The organism is Rhodococcus sp. NPDC127527 (assembly GCF_042672245.1).
Classification (GTDB): Bacteria; Actinomycetota; Actinomycetes; order Mycobacteriales; family Mycobacteriaceae; genus Rhodococcus_G.
Genome location: NZ_JBHXVP010000003.1, coordinates 301875 through 318328, shown reverse-complemented (window position 1 = coordinate 318328; position 16454 = coordinate 301875). Strand labels below are relative to the sequence as shown.

Here is a 16454-nt window from a genome sequence, read left to right as displayed (position 1 = left end):
GGGATCTCGCGGCTAACGCGCGGGCACGGCCCCGGACTGCGCACGCTTGCGCCCGGACTCGATCTCCTTGGTCAGGTCGCGGACGTAGCGCGCGAAATCTACCTGGATGGTGTGCCGCGGGGCCTCGTAGTACTGCGCGAGGCTCGCGGCGTCGTCGGTCGCGATCACCCGGTGCATCTCCTCGGTCGCCGGCAGGGCGTACGACCCGTCGAGAATGCCGGCGATCAGCTTGCTCTGCTGCTCGGCCAGGTTCACGATGGTCGGCGACGCCTGGGCCAGTCCCACGAAGAACAGGTTGGGCACACCGGGCAACACGATCCGCTTGAACAGCGGGAAACGGTGCTGCCCGTCGGGCTGCAGCGACGGATCGTCGAAGAACGGGAAGCTCATCTTGTAGCCGGTCGCGCAGACGACGACGTCGGCGGGCACGACACGCCCGTCGACGAGCCGCACGTGGTCACCCTCGAGCGCCTCGACGGCGGGCACACACGTCAGGTCGCCCGACCCTGCCTTGGCCAGGAAGTCGATGCTCACCGAGGGGTGCGCGCCGAGCGGCTCGTGGTCCGGCACGGGAAGACCGTAGTCCTCCATCCGGCCCAGCGACTTCTTGATCTTGCGGCGGGCGATCGCGAGGCCGAGCTTGCGGGGCATCCACGGCGGCATCATCATCTTGTCGGCCGGCTTGCCCTCGCGGTACTTGCTCAGGACCCAGACCCCGCGCCTCGCAGAAACCCAGACGTGCTTGGCGATCGATCGGTGCGAGAGCTCGGACGCGATGTCGAGCGCGGAGTTCCCCATCCCCACCACCACGACGTTCTTGCCGCGCATGTCCACGGGCTCGAACTGGTTGACGTAGTCGTGACTGTGCAGGATCGGGCCGTTCAGTGTGCCCGGATACTCCGGCATCCGCGGATCCCAGTGATGCCCGTTGGCGACGACAAGCGCGTCGTACGAGCGTGTTTCGCCGTTGTCGAGCTGGACCGACCACGTTCCGTCGGCGGCGCGTCGAGCCTTCTCGACCCGGGTGCCGAAGGTGATCGTCTCGCGCAGGCCGAACTCGTCGACGTAGTCGCGAAAGTAGCCGTGGATCAACGAGTGGTGCGGGAAGTGGGGCCAGTCGTCCGGCACCGGGAAGTCCTCGAACTGCAGTCGAGTCGAGGAGGTGTCGATGTGCAGGCTCTCGTAGCAGGCCGAACGCCCCGTCGGGTTCCGGAAGTACCAGTTGCCGCCGACGTCGTCGGACTCCTCGAAGCAGTCGTACGCAATTCCGTGATCCTTGAGCCGCTTGGCGGTCGTGAATCCCGAGCAACCGGCGCCGATGATGCACACCGTGGGAGATGTCGACATGTGGTTCCCTCCGATCCGACGGCGCGGCCCGTACGCACCCGCCGCAGTGTGATGTACGCCATAAAACAGGATTCGCTGACACGCTGTCAAGCGAAACTTTCGACCCGAACTCCTATGATCCGACGGGAGGTGTTGCGGTGAGCGAGACCACGGATCGACCCGACAGGAAGCCGACCACCCGGGACGAGCAGAAGCGCAGAACCCGGGCGGCCCTCCTCGACTGCGCGCGAGAACTCTTCGAGGCGAACGGCTACGCCCGGGTGAAGATCGACGACATCGCCGCCGCCGCCGGCTGCAGCCGGGCGACGTTCTACCTGCATTTCACGAGCAAGGGCGATGTCCTGCAGAAGGTCGGCGAGGAGTCCCTCCCGCCTCGCGCGGCCACCGTCTACACCGATCTGGACCGGATTCTCGAGACCGGATCCAGGGCCGAGTTCACCGCGTGGGTCGAACGCACCATCGACTGGTTCGACGAGCACCGGGCGATCCTGCCCGCCTGGGACGAGGCGATGGCGCTCGAGCCCGGCTTCCGGGACATCGCCCGCGGTGCGTACGGGTCGTTGCCGAGTGCGATGCCGTCCTATCTCGCCCGGTGGGGCCCGGACCGGCAGACCGAGGCACGCTTGCGGATCGAGTTGCTGGTCGCGCAGCTCGAGCGGTTCTTCACCCGGTGGGCGGTGCACGGCACGATCGAGATTCCACGCGAGCTGGCCGCCACCGTGCTCACCGACATCTGGTTCCCGGCACTCAACGGGCCGCAGGCGTAGTTCCTAGGTACCGAAGCGGCGGTGCCGGGCCGCGTAGTCCCGCAATGCCCGCAGGAAGTCGACGCGACGGAACTCGGGCCAGTACGCCTCGGTGAACCAGATCTCCGAGTACGCGCTCTGCCAGAGCAGGAAGCCGGACAGTCGCTGCTCGCCGGAGGTGCGAATCACGAGGTCCGGATCGGGTTGGCCCGAGGTGTACAGATGCCCGTCGATGCCCTCGACGCTCATCGCCTTGACCAGGTCGTCGCCGGACAGGCCTGCGGCCAGCTTCTCGCCGAGCAGCGACTGCACGGCGTCCGCGATCTCCTGCCTGCCGCCGTAGCCGACCGCGACGTTGACGTGGGTCCCGGTGCGGCCGTCCGTTCTGTCGGCGGCCTCGCGCAGGCGTCGCGCGGACTCCTCGGGCAAGAGGTCGAGGGTGCCCACGATCTTCACCGACCAGTTCTGGTCCGGTCCCGAGATCTCCTCGACCACGTCGGTGATGATCTCGAGCAGCGAGTCCAGCTCTTCGGGGTCGCGTCGCAGGTTCTCGGTGGAGAGCAGGTAGATGGTGGCCATCTCGATGCCTGCGTCGTCGCACCAGCGGAGCAACTCCGCGATCTTGAGTGCGCCCATGCGATGACCGTGCGCGACGTCGGTGAACCCGTTCTCCCGCGCCCACCGACGATTGCCGTCGCACATCACCGCCACGTGCCGAGGCTGCCGCAGGCCCTCGAGCTGCCGGGTGAGGCGACGCTCGTAGATGCTGTAGAGCAGGTTCGACGGCTTCACCAGGACATCACCACGGGAGCCCACATTACGCCGGGCTCACGAGGTTCCGACGGGCACCGGTGTAATCGGCATCTCACCCCGCGCCTGCCGCGTTCCACTGCAGGTACAGTGACCCACACTCGAACCTACGGTTCCGTAGGTTCGCCGTTGTCGACCACGGGAGCAGCGAATGACCGCACTGGATCTCGACACGCCACCGGTCAAGCCGCGGTTGCGCGGCTGGATTCACCTGTGGGCGTTCGGCGTCGCGGTCGTGGCGGGCGGGGCTCTCGTCATCCTCGCCGCGGGCGAGTCGGCCCGGGCGGGGATCGCCACCGCGATCTACGCGCTGACGGTGTGCGGGGTGTTCGGGGTGAGCGCCACCTACCACCGCGTGCACTGGTCGACCGTCCGCGCCCGGATCTGGATGAAGCGCGCGGACCACTCGATGATCTTCCTGTTCATCGCCGGCAGCTACACGCCGTTCGCCATGCTGGCCCTGCCCCCGAGTACCGGCCGGCCGCTGCTCGCCGTGGTGTGGGCGGGCGCGCTCGCGGGGGTCGCGCTGAAGATGCTGTGGCCGACGGCGCCAAGATGGGTCGGCGTGCCGCTGTACCTGCTCCTCGGCTGGGCGATCGTGCCGGTCGCGGGCCAGCTCGTGCGCGAGGTCGGCTGGGCTCCGCTGGTGCTGCTCGCGGTCGGCGGGGTGCTCTACAGCGTGGGGGCCGTCCTGTACGCCACCAAGTGGCCCAACCCGTGGCCTGCGACCTTCGGCCACCACGAGTTCTTTCACGCCGGCACCGTCGTCGCGGCCCTGTGTCACTACGCCGCTGTGTGCCTGGTGGTGTTCGGCTGACGTCGGACCCGGTCACCGCTCGCCGCCGACGAGTCCGATCAGTCGCCGCAACTCGGCTGCGATGTCGTCTCCCCCGGCAGGCACGACACTGACGGCCTCGGCGTCGCGGACGAGGTAGCGCCCGTCGTCCTCGAAGTCCATCCACTGCACGACCCGCCCGTCCGCGGTCGGCCGCCAGTCGAGCGCCGGGCCCGCGAACACGCCGATCTCGCCGAGTCCCGTTCGCGGGCGGGCGAAGAACTCGACGCACGCCTCGTCGGGGCCGAGCCGGGTGGCGGCGAGCATCAGCGACTCGTCCGCCGCTCGTGGCCTCGCGAGGGCGGGCGGGGCGCCGCGCCCGATGCCGCGCCGCGCCGACGGCAGCGCCGCGGCGATGCGCGCGGCCACGCTGCCCGCGGGTACCGACAGCAGCACGACGTCGCCGCCGGCATCGAGATCGACGCCCGGGTCCTGGCGAGCGAGCGTGGCGCGCTCACCGCGCACTCCCGCGTGCGCCCGCGTCATCGTCCCGAGGCCGCGGCCGTGGAAGCCGCACACCTCGACGCGCACGGCCGGTGTCGCGAGCGTGGAGAGCGCCGCGTGCAGGCCCTCGTCGAGGCGTGGCAGGACCCGCCGCGCCGCGGCCCGGCGCTGCCGCCGGAAGTCGCCCTCGGTGGCGGCGCCGCCGCGGATCCGCATCGGATACGGCAGCCGGTCGCGGCCGAGTTGCTGCCACAGCACGTCGAATTCCAGTGCGGTGAATCGCCACTGATCGGTCACGCCCGGATAAGACGCACCGCCGCGGCGATCGGTTCCATTCGCGGTCAGCGGGTCGCGCCCACCACTCCGGACGGCGTCCCGCGGGTGCCCGGCTCCTGGACCGGCATGGAGTTCGGGGGCACCGGGTACGGAGTCCCGCGATTGAGGAATCCGGCGGCCACGTTGGTCCCGCACTGCGCCTCCGCGGCGGCGAGCAACGGGCCGGGGTCGTGCACCGGCGGTCGCGCGGGATTCGGCGCGGAGGCCATGTTCAGCGCGGACGTCATGTCCCCGACCGCGTGCCGTCTCCAGGGCGTCAGGTTCGGCACCTCTACGCCGAACCGCCGCTCGAGCAGGCGCAGCTGTGAGGTGTGGTCGAAGGTCTCGGACGCCACCAAGCCGCCGCGGCTGTACGGCGAGACGACCAGGCACGGAACCCGGAATCCCAGCCCGATCGGCCCGGTGATCCCGTCCGACTCGGCGACAGGACCGAGCGGGACGGTGAGGAACTCGCCGGGGGTGCCCGGCGGCGGCACGGGCGGCGGCACGTGGTCGAAGAATCCGCCGTTCTCGTCGTAGCTGACGATCAGCGCGGTCTTCTCCCACACCGCCGGGTTCGAGGTGAGGATGTCGAGGACCTCCATGATTCCGACCGCACCGGCCGCGGGCGGCAGCGCGGGGTGCTCGCAGGTGAACACGGACGGCACCACCCAGGACACCGACGGCAACGTCCCGGCCGCCACGTCGGCACGAAAATCGTTGGGGTACACCGGGTCGACGCCACGGCGGGCGAGCTCGGACGCCGGGTTCGAGTACTGCTTGAAGCACCCGAGCATGCCGTCGAGCAGCACACCGGACACCGGGCCGACGTCCTTGTTCTGGTACACCTTCCAGCTGACTCCCGCCTCCTGCAGGTTCTCCGGGTAGGTGCGCCACGAGTAGACGTTCTTCGGCAGCAGGGTCGGCGTCTCCACCAACGGTCCGCCGGCCCTGCCGTCCGGGTCGAGGGTGCCGCTGATCCAGTACAACCGGTTGGGGTCGGTGGGGCCCAGGACCGAGCAGAAGTAGTGATCGCCCACCGTGAAGGCGTCGGCGAGGTCGTAGTGCACCGGGATGTCGGCGCGGGTGTAGTAGCCCATCGTGGCCGGCCCGTTCCCCGGCCCCTCGTGCTGCAGATGCACGTCCGCCCACCGGTCCATCGCCCCGCCGTTCCATGCCTGGTGCTGCGGACCCCAGGCGTGGGTCGGGTCGTTGACGCACTGGCCGTCGAGGCTCGGCCCACGGGTTGAGTCGAGCCGGAACGGGTTGAGGTAGCCGCTCGGCGTCGGCCCGGTGCCCGGCTGGTAGCCGTACTGGCGCCAGGCCGGCGAGGGGTCGTCGAATCCGCGCACCCCGGACAGCGTGCCGAAGTAGTGGTCGAACGAGCGGTTCTCCTGCATGAGCAGCACGAAGTGCTCGATATCGCGCAGGGAGCCCGAACCGCCCGGGTCGGCGGCGTAGGCCCGTTCGATGATCGGGCCGGCCCACGAACTCAGCAGCGCGGCGCCCCCGACCGCGGCGGCCCGCCCGAGAAACCCGCGCCGTGACATGCCCGCGTAGTCGTTCATCTGCGCACCCCAGATCGTCGACGTCTCGTGGTGCGATCGTATGCGCCGGACCGGTGCCCGCAGGCGTCAACGGGACAACGCAGCGACCAATTCGTCCGGGGACGTCACCGGCCGGTCGCAGACGAAGCCGCGGCAGACGTACGCCGCCGGGGCGCCGTCGACGAGGGGACGGTCGGCGAGCAGCGGTGCCGAGTCCGGCGCACCGCCGAGCACGATCACCCCGCCGGGGGCGGCCCGGCGGGCGGCGTCGAGCAGCGCGGACTCGCCGTCGCCCATGGCCACCGCCACCTGGACCGGTCCGCGCACCGAGGCCTCGGCGACGGCCAGCCAGTGCCCCGCCGAGCGCGCCGCGCGGGACATCAGCACGGTCGCGCGGTCGAGGGTCGCCCCGGCGGCCGCGCCGTATCGGGCCGCGCGCTCGGGCTCCGCCAGCGCGGCCGCGACGAGCAGCGCCTCGGCCATCAACGAGCCACCCGAGGGCGTGGCCCCGTCTAGCGGATCGCGCGGCCTGCTGATCAGTACCTCGGCGTCGTCGGCGGTGTCGAACCAGCTGCCCGGATCCTCGGGGTCACCGAAGTGCTCGATCGCCAGGTCGATCAGTTCCCCTGCACGGGTGAGCCATTCGGGATCGCCGGTGGCCTGGTGCAGGGTCAGGAGTCCGGTGGCCAGCGCGGCGTGGTCGTCGAGCACCGCGGCGGCCTCGCCGACCACCGCACCGAGGGACGCCCTCCGCAGCCGACCGTCGATCAGGTGCGCGTCGAGCAGGCTCCGGGCGCAGCGGGCGGCGGCGGCGATCCACTCGGGGCGGCCGAGACCGGCGCCCGCCTCCGCCAGTGCCGTGACGGCCATCCCGTTCCACGCGGTGACGACCTTGTCGTCGCGTCCAGGTTGCGGTCGACGCGACCGGGCCTCGAAAAGCTTGGCCCGCACCGCTTCCCAGCGGGCCGGGTCGTCCGGGTCGGCGGGCAGCTGCAGCACCGAGGTGCCGGCCTCGAAGGTCCCCGCCGAGCTGACGGCAAGCAGCCCCGCCGCCCACACCCCGTCCGCGAAGCCGAGCGTCGAGACCAGTTCCTCCGGGGTCCACGCGTAGGTGAGCCCCTCGACGCCCTCGGTGTCGGCGTCCAGCGCGGAGGCGAAGCAGCCGGTCTCGGTGCCCAGGTCGCGCAGCAGGAACTCGGCCGTCTCCTCCGCCACCCGCGTCGCCAGCGCAGACCCGGTGCGCCTGCCGAGGTGCGCGTACACCCGCAGCAGCAGGGCGTTGTCGTAGAGCATCTTCTCGAAGTGCGGTACCACCCACTCCGCGTCCACCGAGTACCGGGCGAAGCCGCCGCCGAGCTGGTCGTAGATGCCGCCGCGGGCCATCGCGGACGCGGTCCGCTCGACCGCCGCCAGCACCCGCTCGTCGCCGGTGCGCTCGTAGCCGCGCAGCAGGCCCTCGAGCAACGCGGACGGCGGGAACTTCGGGGCCAGGCCGAATCCGCCCCGGGTCTGGTCCTCCTCGTGCAGCACGGCGTGGATCGCGGCGTCGAGGAGAGCGGCGTCGAGCGCCGGACCGGCCGGGAGCCCGACCTCGTTGGCCTTCAGTTGCGCGGTGATCGAGGCCGACGCCTCCTCGACGTCCTCGCGCCTGCCACGCCAGGTGTCGGTGATCGCGTCGAGCAGTTGCGTGAACGACGGCATGCCGCCGCGCGGGGCCGGTGGGTAGTAGGTGCCGCAGTAGAACGGCTCCGCGTCGGGGGTCAGGAAGCAGGTCATCGGCCAGCCACCCTGCCCGGTCATCGCGACCGTCGCGTTCATGTAGATCGCGTCCAGGTCCGGGCGTTCCTCGCGGTCCACCTTGATGCAGACGAAGTTCTCGTTCATCACCGCGGCGGCGGCCTCGTCCTCGAACGACTCGTGCGCCATCACGTGACACCAGTGGCAGGCCGAGTACCCGATCGACAGCAGGATCGGCACGTCCCGCTCGGCCGCCCAGGCGAGCGCATCCGGGCCCCACTGCTGCCAGTGCACGGGATTGTCCGCGTGCTGACGCAGGTACGGGCTGGTCGCCTCGCCGAGGGTGTTGCGTGCGCGGGCGTCCGAGTTCACCGCGGCCGCCGGCCTAGCTCGGTGCCTGAGCCGGCGGTTCCGGCTTGTTCGGCTCGTCCGGGGTGGTCGGCTCGGCGGGCGGCACCGCCGCGCCCCGGTCGGTGCCCTCGTCGGCGGCCTGATCTGCCTCCGGGTGCTCCGGCTCGAAGGTCTCCGGGAGCTTACGCAGCTGCCGGTTCATCGAGCGGATCAGCAGCACCGTGCCGGCCAGCAGCGCGAGTATCAGGACCAGCCCGACCGGCGACGCCTTGCCGAACTCGGGGCCGGTGGGGGTGCCGGGGGTCTGCGCCAGCCAGTCGACCGTCGCACTTGCCAAGATCACTTCGTCTCCTCTTGATGGCCGGGCGCCACACCGACGTGATCGATGCCGGCGAACAGGTCGTTCTCCGGAATCGCCGTGCGGACCCGGGTCTTCGCCAGCTCGAACTCCTCGGTCGGCCAGATCTTCTGCTGCATCTCGAGCGGCACCGCGAAGAAGGACCCGTTGGGGTCGATCTGGGTGGCGTGCGCGCGCAGGGCGTCGTCGCGTTGCGGGAAGTAGTCGCCGCAGGTGATCTGGGTGGTGACCCGGGCCATCAGGTCGCCCTGCTCGGTCTTCCACTTCTTGAGCCACTCGGCCATCGGGAACTCCTCGCCCCGGCGGTCGTACTCCTCCTGGAACAGCTGCAGGCGCTTGCGGATGAACCCGTGCGAGTAGTAGACCTTCTGCACCTCCCAGGGCTCCCCCGAGTCGGGGAACCGCTCGGCGTCGCCGGCCGCCTCGTAGGCGGCCATCGACACCTCGTGGCAGCGGATGTGGTCGGGATGCGGGTAGCCGCCGTTCTCGTCGTACGTGGTGATCACGTGCGGCCGGAACTCGCGGATCACCCGCACCAACGCCTCGGTGGACTCCTCGAGCGGGACCAGCGCGAAGCAGCCCTCGGGCAGCGGGGGCAGCGGATCGCCCTCGGGCAGTCCCGAGTCGACGAAGCCGAGCCAGGTCTGTTCGACGCCGAGGATGCGCGCCGCGGCGGCCATCTCCTCCTTGCGAACCTCACTGATCCGGTCGCGCACACCCGGCACGTCCATCGCCGGATTGAGGATGTCGCCGCGTTCGCCGCCGGTCAGGGTCACCACCAGCACGTCGTTGCCCTCGGCCGCATAGCGGGCCGTCGTCGCGGCCCCCTTGCTCGACTCGTCGTCGGGATGGGCGTGCACGGCCATGAGACGCAATCCGCTCACTGTGTTCCTTCACCTCAGCTTCGCCTGTAGCCATCGTCGGCCTGCCTGACAACGCCGCCCCTCGACGCGTACCGCGCCAGCGAGCCGCCGTTGTCCTTCCCCTATAGTTCCACCCGATACCTCCAGCGTCAGCCGTGGCCCCGCCCGGACCCCGCGGGGGTGCCCACCGGGTGGGGCAACTCGCCCGGACCGCTTCACGAGAGCTGAGCCATGACCGAGACGCTTCCCGCCGACCGCTATCCGACGCCTACGCAGCGCAGCCTGCACGGGTCGCGGATCATGGCGATCGTTCTCACCATCGGGGTGATCCTGCTCGGCACCGCACTGGCGTACTACGCGTACAACAAGTTCGACAACAAGGACATCTCGACGAGCGTCATCTCCTACGACATCGTCAACGACTCGACGATCAACATCCGGTTCACCGTGACCCGCGACGAACCCTCCGAGCCCGCGGTCTGCATCGTGCGCGCCCGCTCCCGGGACGGTTCCGAGACCGGCCGCCGCGAGGTGTACGTGGCGCCGTCCGACAGCGGCACCGTCGACCTGACGACCTTCATCCGGACCTCCCAGGCGCCCGGCATCGCGGACATCTACGGCTGCGGCGCGGACGTCCCGCGGTACCTCGCCGGCAGCTGATCGGGCACACAACCGCCCGCCCGGGCTGCCCGCGGTCTTCCTGGCGAAATCCCAGCTCGTGCTAGAATACGTCGATACACGGTTCCGGATTGGAACCGTGTATTGCTGCATTTGCGTACTGCTGTGTGATTGCACAGCTGCAAGGCGGCAGGGTGCACTGCTCACATGACTGAGCCGACCGGGGGATCACATCAGCCGGGGGACCGCGCGCTCTGCCACCGCCGACCACTGGATTTCGGTGGTCCGTCCGGGGCGCCCGCAAGGGCTCCGACTACGAGGAGTGATCGAGCATGACCGAGACCCAGGTGACCTGGCTGACCCAGGAGTCCCACGACCGGCTCAAGAGCGAACTCGACCAGCTCATTGCGAACCGTCCGGTCATCGCAGCCGAGATCAACGAGCGGCGCGAAGAGGGCGACCTGAAGGAGAACGGCGGCTACCACGCGGCCCGCGAGGAGCAGGGCCAGCAGGAGGCTCGGATCCGCCAGCTCCAGGAGCTGCTCAACAGTGCCAAGGTCGGCGAGGCCCCCACCCAGTCCGGCGTGGCCCTGCCCGGTTCGGTCGTCAAGGTCTACTACGACGGCGACGAGTCGGACACCGAGACCTTCCTGATCGCCACCCGCGAAGAGGGTGCCCGCGACAACAAGCTCGAGGTCTACTCCCCCAACTCCCCGCTCGGCGGCGCCCTGCTCAACGCGGCAGTCGGTGACACGCGCGAGTACACCCTGCCGAACGGCAAGACCATGAAGGTCACGCTGCTCAGCGCGGAGCCGTACCACAGCTGAGGCACCCCTCCGGACGAACCGACGCCGGACGCGACGAACCCCGGCCCGCGCATCGCGGCCGGGGTTCGTTCGTTTCATTCGATTCCGGTGGGCAGTCTCCCCCAGCACGACTGCCCACCGGACGTGGAACCGTCCGAAGACCGGTCCTCCCCCGGCCCGGCCTTCTTCGGCTCACAACAAGTCAGACGCGGCGGAGCGCAGGACGGTTCCGCACAGTTTCACCGGAATCTTCCGACACCGGATTCATGATGGCGTGAACGCGAGCCCGAGCACGTCCACCAGCTCGTCCGGCTCGGTCTCCGCGGACCCGCACAGCTCCATCAGCTCGCCCCGGTACCGCGGGTCGACCGGTTCGATGCCGCCGAACGCCCGGATCGATTCACCGGTCGGCAGCAGCCGGGCGCAGACCAGCGACCCGACCGCGAAATTGTCTCCCGCCACGGCGTCGACCACCTCCACGGTCTCGGCGCTGGTCACCTCGCGCAGGGTCAGCGACCTGCCGGACGTCACCGCCGTCACCTCGTACAGGCCCCGCCGGCCGGCCAGCCATTGCCGCGCGAGTTCGAGCTCCGCCTCGGGCAGCACCTGGGCGCGGCGGGCCAGGAACTGTTCGAGGACGCCGCCCTCAAACAGCGCGGCATCGATGACCAGGCCGCCCTCGAGCGCCGCGATGGTGGCGTCCTCGCTGTCGTCGACGTGCGAGACCCGGATCTCGGCCAGCTCGTGCACCAGATCGAACAGTTCCGGTGTCCGCGCGAACATCAGCGCCTTGGTGTACAGCCAGGATGCACGCGCGTCGGCGCCGAGGTCGGACCGGCCGAGGTGGCAGGCTTTGTACTTGCGTCCGGACCCGCACCAGCAGCGGTCGTTGCGGCCCAACCCGGGCCGTTCGGCCGGTTGGTAGCGCGCCAGCACCTCCTGCAGGGTCTCCGCGTCCCCGCCCTCGATGCGGGCGAGCAACGACTGTGCGCGGGTCACGTCGCCGGCGTCGGAGGCGAGCAACGCCAGGTCGAAGACCGCCAACATCCAGTCCGGGTCCCGCTTCAGGGCACGCTCGTAGTGCCTCACGGCGACGAGAGCGTCCCCGAGCAGGTCGGCGGCCTTCCCCGCCAGCCAGAGCGCGGCCGGCTTCACCCGGCGCGGCGCATGCTCGATCAGTGCCGCCGCGGCGGCACCGAGGGCCTCGGCACGATCGCCCCCGGTGGTGGCGAGGTCGAGCGCTACCGCCGCGGCAGACGGATCCTCGAGCCCGACGAAGGCCCCCGGGTCGGCGGCCACACGGGCGGCTGCGACGGCGCCCGGCTCCTCACCCCGCGCGGCCGCGTCGCCGATCTCGTGGACCAGGTCGGTGAAGTCGACGACCGCGCCCGCCTCGGCCACCCGCAGCCGGTTCTCCCGCGCGATCGACTCGACGAGTGCGGCGCGGTGAAACGCGTCGAAGTCGAACCCCCGGGGTGCCAGGTAGTTGCGTTCGCAGACGTACCCGGCGCCGTCGAGCAGTTCCGCCAGTGGCACCGTCGGCGCGGTGAACAGGTCACGGTGGTCGGCGACGAGCTGCCAGACGACGGGGTCGGTGTGTTCGGCGGTGCCGTCGGCGATGATTCCGCGCAGCGACTCGACGAGGTCGGGGGCCGCGACGGTGCGGTCCACCCGGACCAGCCGCAGCTTCCCGCCCGCCAGACCGAGGCCGATCATGTCCCCCGCCGTGTAGTCGAGAAGGGTGTCGGGATCGAGCAGCAGCCGCTCGATCTCCGGGCCGACGATCCCGGTACGACCGCGTTCGGCCAGAACCGTGGCGTCCGACGTGGGGAAGACGACGTCGACCTCGCAGTCGGCGCCGAGGGCTGGGGATCCGACGAGAACCGTCAGCGCGGACAGGTCCGGATCGATGTCGACCACGCCAGAGGCGATCTCCTCGTCGGAGAGCCGGTGCGTGAACACCCGCCCCTCGAGCAGGCCGTCGATGGCGGCGATGCGCCCATCAGCGAGCACGCCGAGCGCGGAATCCTCGAGGGTACGCACCACCGCGGCCATCTCCGCCGACGTGCCGAGCCCCCGGTCGACGAGCGCCGCGACCCAATCGTCGCGGGTGAGCGGCCCACGTCGACGCAGCACCGAGATCGCCGCGTCGGCGACGTCGACCGTGTCCGGCTCGGGGACGGGGACGGTTTCGGGATCGGGCAGCGGCTCGGTGCGGAGCTCGGCGGCGCGGCGACCCACGATCTCGAGGTGCCGGTCACCGCGGGATTCGGTCGAGGCGATCACGCTGTGATCGTATGCGACCACCGGAGTTCGCCGAAAACCGTTCAGGTCAGGCCGAAAACGGCCCGGAGGTGCGCCACACTCAGTTCGACGCGAAACGCTCGCTGAGGAACTCGACCAGCCCGGCAGGATCGGCGTCCTCCGCGTCCAGCAGCGCCATCAGTTCGGCCCGGCTGCCCGGCGCCACCGGTTCGATGCCGCCGAAGATCTGCGTCGTCGATCCCGCGGGAACCACTCGGGCGCACACGAAGTCGCCGGATGCCAACTGCGCGCTGCCCGCCCGTTCGAGCACCTCGACCACCTCGCCGGTGCGTTCGTCGCGCAACGTCAGTCCGTCGTCCGGCCGCACCGCGATCACCTCGAACACCGACCGCTTCGCCTCCGACCAACGCTGGGCCAGTTCGAACTCGTCGGCGGGCAGCAGCGAGCCACGCCGCGCCAGGTACAGCGCGAACACCCCGCACTCGAACAGCGCGACATCGAGCGCGAGCGGGTCCTGGAAGGCCCGGCCCACCGCGTCCTCGTCGTCCCAGTGCGCCGCCCGAACCTCGGCCAGGTCGTACGTGAGGTCGAACAGTTCCGGACTCAACGCGAACCACTCGGCCTTCCGGTAGAGCCACAGCGCCCGGTCGTCGAGGGAGTTGTCGACCTTGCCCAGGTGGCAGGCCTTGTACTTGCGGCCGGAGCCGCACCAGCACCGGTCGTTGCGCCCCAGCCCGGGATGCTCGGTCGGGACGTACCGCTGCAGCAGCGCGTACAACGGCTCGGCGTCCCCGCCCTCGATCCGGCCCAGCAGCGAGAGTCCCCGGACGGCGTCGCCCCGATCGGAGGCGAGTTGCGCGAGCGCGAACACGGCTGGCGCGCAGCCGTCGTCGAGCGCCGCGGCGTCCTCGAAGTGTGCCTCCGCGGCGCCCACGTCGCCGAGACGATCGGCGGCATTGCCCGCGAGCCAGTGCGCCGACGCCTTGGCCCGCCGCGGACCCGCCACCACCAACCCGACCGACGCCGCGTACAGCGCGTCGGGCCGGTCGGAGAAGCCGGCGACCAGTTCGAGCGCGGCGGCCGCGGCCACCGGGTCGGCGAGACCCGCATAGCGATCCGGCTCCGACGAAACATGCTCGCGCGCCCAGGATCCCGGGTCGGTGCCGTCGTGTGCGACGTCCCGGGTCTGCCCGACCAGCGCGAGGAACGCGACGACCGCGGACGCCTCGTCCGGGTGCAGTTCGTGTTCGCGGGCGACCATGCCGATGTGGGTCGCCAGATGGTGTGCCTCGAAGTCGAATCCGCGCACCGCGACGTAATCGCCGTCCCGCTCGAATCCGGCCGCCTCGATCAGCTCACCGAGCGGCGCGGTGGGGCGGGTGAACAGTGTCGGGTCGTCGGCCGCCAGCTGCCAGATCACGGCGTCGAGGTTGTCGGCCCCCTCGTCGCCGAGGATCCGGCCGAGCCCGGCCGACAGGTCCGCGCCCTCCACCGCATCGACCGACTCGAACTCCACCTGCCCGCGGCGGACGGCGAGTCCGACGAGATCGCCTGCGGCACAACCCGACAGCGCGTCCGGAGCGAGTAGCAGGCCCTCGCTGTACGGGAAGTTCGGGTCGTCGACGCCGCGATCCGCGAAGGTCGGCTCGTCGACGTCGGCGAAGACGACTCGGAACTGGCCGGCCCGCTCCTGCTCGGAGTCGAGGACGAACACCGTGAGCGGGGTCAGGTCGGGGTTGGCGTCGAGAATGCCCGCCGCGATCTCCGTCTCGGTGAGCCGGTGCGTGAACACTCGGCTCTCGAGCAACGTGTCGAGCGCGACGGTGCGACCGTCCGGCAGGTACCCGAAGTCCTCGTCGTCGAGCAGTTCGACCACCCGCACCATCTCGACGACGGGACCGTGCCCCGCGTCGGCGAGCAATTGCCCCCACGCCTCGGCCGTGAGCGGGCCGTGCCGGCGGAGGATGCTCATCGCCGCATCGGCGATGACGTCACGAGGATCGATCGGATCGGTCACGTCTTCGATCCTAGGCGCTGACGACTAGACGATGCGGCGAACCTTCATCCCGTCGAACACCTTCCCCACCTTCACCACGTCGCCGGTCTGCGGCGCATGCACCATCTGACCGTTGCCGATGTAGATCGCCACGTGCCCGGGACCGCCGTCCTGCCAGTTGCCGAACAGCAGGTCGCCCGGCCGCGCCTCCGACATCGGGATCTCGGTACCGATGTTCCACTGGGTCTCGGAGGTGCGCGGCAACGCGAGAGTGTCACCGGTTGCCGAGTACACCGCGTACGAGGTCAGGCCCGAGCAGTCGAAACCGCCGCCGGACGGACCGTTGATGTTGCCGCCGCCCCACACGTACGGCAGACCCAGGTACCGCAGCGCCGCCTCGACGACCTTGCTGCCGATGGTCCCGTCGCCGCTGAACGGCGCCAGGATCGCCGCGAACACCGGCTCCGACGCCCGGATCTTGGCGACGTACGGCTTGGTCTGGTGCTCGTAGTCGAACGAACCCCCGGGCATGCCGCCCGCGCGGCGTACCGCCTCCACGCCGGCGTTGTAGCCGGCGAGGGTCAGGTCCAGGGTGTCGCCCTTGACGATGCCCTGCTTCTTCCAGTCCTCGATCTGGCCGTACATGTCGCAGAGCAGGTGCCCGGACGCCATCACGGGGTCGGCGACACCGAGCACGTCGGCCTTGCCGTCGCCGTCCGCGTCCTTGCCGTACTTGGCCCAGGTACCCGGCATGAACTGGCCGGGCCCGAGCGCGCCCGTCCGAGACACCGGTGCGGTCGGACCGAACCGAAATCCGTTCTCCGCGTTGTACAGCGCCGCGATGACCGGCGCCTTGACGCCGTCACAGATCGCGCCCGCCTTCTGCAACCAGGGTACGAACACCCCGATCGCCCCGATGGGCGCCAGATTCGCGCCCGGGAAGGCTGCGTCCAGCGAGGAGACCGTCCGCGAGAAGTCGCCGCCGAGCGGAATCTCGGCGACGTCGTCCGCGGTGATCGTGGTTGCCCGCGGCGTCACCGGCACTGGTGCAGGTGCGGGCGGGGTGATCACGGGCGGTGGCGCGTCCGCGGGCGCGGGGGGTGCGGGCGGCGGCAGGTACGGCTGTACGGCCGTCTGCACTGCCGTGGCAGCGTCCGCAACCGCCTGCCGGGCGGGTTCCTGCATCTGCTGAGGCAGTTGGCCGATGACGTCGCTGATCTGCTTGCCTGCCGCAGGCGATGAGGCTTGTACCGATTGAATTGCTTGTGTCGCTTGCTCTTTGACCGGAGCGGGGATGTCTGCACCTTGTACCAGGCCGCCGAGAGCTGTCGCTACGGCGACTATCACCGCCGTGGGGTCAACCGGCATTCGCAATCTCCCTTGGTCGAGCGGGCCTTCGAGGTCCAACGTTATGAC

Annotated in this window: 14 protein-coding genes; 4 read left to right on the top strand and 10 right to left on the bottom strand. The window is 70.4% G+C overall.

All coding sequences use genetic code 11. The annotated features are described in order from the left end of the window. Positions 1-12 precede the first annotated feature (12 nt). The gene (locus ACFVH2_RS07385) at positions 13-1347 is read right to left on the bottom strand and encodes a flavin-containing monooxygenase (protein ID WP_378420167.1); all 1335 of its coding nucleotides are present in this window, start codon (positions 1345-1347) and stop codon (positions 13-15) included. Positions 1348-1484: 137 nt separating this feature from the next. On the opposite strand from ACFVH2_RS07385, the gene ACFVH2_RS07380 reads away from it, so the two are divergent. Beyond that, positions 1485-2114, top strand: coding sequence for a TetR/AcrR family transcriptional regulator (locus ACFVH2_RS07380; RefSeq protein WP_378420168.1), 630 nt, complete (start codon positions 1485-1487; stop codon positions 2112-2114). A 3-nt stretch (positions 2115-2117) separates the two neighbouring features. Here the strand turns inward: ACFVH2_RS07380 and ACFVH2_RS07375 are convergent, their stop codons facing one another. After that, positions 2118-2885, bottom strand: coding sequence for an isoprenyl transferase (locus tag ACFVH2_RS07375; protein ID WP_378420169.1), 768 nt, complete (start codon positions 2883-2885; stop codon positions 2118-2120). A gap of 169 nt (positions 2886-3054) precedes the next feature. Between ACFVH2_RS07375 and ACFVH2_RS07370 the strand changes: the two genes are divergently transcribed. Then, positions 3055-3720 carry a hemolysin III family protein gene (locus ACFVH2_RS07370; protein ID WP_378420170.1) on the top strand — a complete coding sequence of 222 codons (666 nt, stop codon included), beginning with the start codon at positions 3055-3057 and terminating at the stop codon, positions 3718-3720. Positions 3721-3732: 12 nt separating this feature from the next. Here the strand turns inward: ACFVH2_RS07370 and ACFVH2_RS07365 are convergent, their stop codons facing one another. The 5 genes from ACFVH2_RS07365 to mca all read right to left on the bottom strand — a co-directional run bounded on the left by ACFVH2_RS07365 (position 3733) and on the right by mca (position 9374). After that, positions 3733-4479, bottom strand: coding sequence for an ESX secretion-associated protein EspG (locus tag ACFVH2_RS07365; RefSeq protein ID WP_378420171.1), 747 nt, complete (start codon positions 4477-4479; stop codon positions 3733-3735). Between the two features lie 44 nt (positions 4480-4523). Further along, the gene (locus ACFVH2_RS07360) at positions 4524-6065 is read right to left on the bottom strand and encodes a phospholipase C (RefSeq protein WP_378420172.1); all 1542 of its coding nucleotides are present in this window, start codon (positions 6063-6065) and stop codon (positions 4524-4526) included. A 66-nt stretch (positions 6066-6131) separates the two neighbouring features. Continuing rightward, the gene (locus ACFVH2_RS07355) at positions 6132-8153 is read right to left on the bottom strand and encodes a thioredoxin domain-containing protein (RefSeq protein ID WP_378420173.1); all 2022 of its coding nucleotides are present in this window, start codon (positions 8151-8153) and stop codon (positions 6132-6134) included. Between the two features lie 13 nt (positions 8154-8166). After that, positions 8167-8475, bottom strand: a complete 309-nt coding sequence (locus ACFVH2_RS07350; RefSeq protein ID WP_378420174.1) for a hypothetical protein — start codon at positions 8473-8475, stop codon at positions 8167-8169. After that, positions 8472-9374, bottom strand: coding sequence for a mycothiol conjugate amidase Mca (gene mca, locus ACFVH2_RS07345; protein WP_378420175.1), 903 nt, complete (start codon positions 9372-9374; stop codon positions 8472-8474). The genes ACFVH2_RS07350 and mca overlap by 4 nt, the downstream gene beginning before the upstream one ends. Before the next feature lie 210 nt (positions 9375-9584). Between mca and ACFVH2_RS07340 the strand changes: the two genes are divergently transcribed. Both ACFVH2_RS07340 and greA read left to right on the top strand, forming a co-directional pair. Beyond that, entirely contained in the window at positions 9585-10013 is a 429-nt protein-coding gene (locus ACFVH2_RS07340) for a DUF4307 domain-containing protein (protein ID WP_378420176.1), read from the top strand. Positions 10014-10303: 290 nt separating this feature from the next. After that, positions 10304-10798: a transcription elongation factor GreA gene (greA, locus tag ACFVH2_RS07335; protein WP_378420177.1), complete on the top strand. Its 495-nt coding sequence runs from the start codon at positions 10304-10306 to the stop codon at positions 10796-10798. A 243-nt stretch (positions 10799-11041) separates the two neighbouring features. On the opposite strand, the gene ACFVH2_RS07330 is transcribed toward greA, so the two are convergent. From ACFVH2_RS07330 to ACFVH2_RS07320, 3 genes are all read right to left on the bottom strand, one after another. Beyond that, positions 11042-13063 carry an SEC-C metal-binding domain-containing protein gene (locus ACFVH2_RS07330; RefSeq protein ID WP_378420178.1) on the bottom strand — a complete coding sequence of 674 codons (2022 nt, stop codon included), beginning with the start codon at positions 13061-13063 and terminating at the stop codon, positions 11042-11044. A 79-nt stretch (positions 13064-13142) separates the two neighbouring features. Next, positions 13143-15059: an SEC-C metal-binding domain-containing protein gene (locus tag ACFVH2_RS07325; RefSeq protein WP_378420179.1), complete on the bottom strand. Its 1917-nt coding sequence runs from the start codon at positions 15057-15059 to the stop codon at positions 13143-13145. A gap of 24 nt (positions 15060-15083) precedes the next feature. Next, positions 15084-16406 carry an NlpC/P60 family protein gene (locus ACFVH2_RS07320; protein WP_378420180.1) on the bottom strand — a complete coding sequence of 441 codons (1323 nt, stop codon included), beginning with the start codon at positions 16404-16406 and terminating at the stop codon, positions 15084-15086. Positions 16407-16454: the final 48 nt, after the last annotated feature.

Excerpts from the sequence above, each read along its gene's own strand:
- ACFVH2_RS07385 (WP_378420167.1), bottom strand. The coding sequence starts at position 1,347 with ATGTCGACATCTCCCACGGTGTGCATCATCGGCGCCGGTTGCTCGGGA.
- ACFVH2_RS07370 (WP_378420170.1), top strand. The coding sequence starts at position 3,055 with ATGACCGCACTGGATCTCGACACGCCACCGGTCAAGCCGCGGTTGCGC.
- ACFVH2_RS07360 (WP_378420172.1), bottom strand. The coding sequence starts at position 6,065 with ATGAACGACTACGCGGGCATGTCACGGCGCGGGTTTCTCGGGCGGGCC.
- ACFVH2_RS07340 (WP_378420176.1), top strand. The coding sequence starts at position 9,585 with ATGACCGAGACGCTTCCCGCCGACCGCTATCCGACGCCTACGCAGCGC.
- greA (WP_378420177.1), top strand. The coding sequence starts at position 10,304 with ATGACCGAGACCCAGGTGACCTGGCTGACCCAGGAGTCCCACGACCGG.
- ACFVH2_RS07320 (WP_378420180.1), bottom strand. The coding sequence starts at position 16,406 with ATGCCGGTTGACCCCACGGCGGTGATAGTCGCCGTAGCGACAGCTCTC.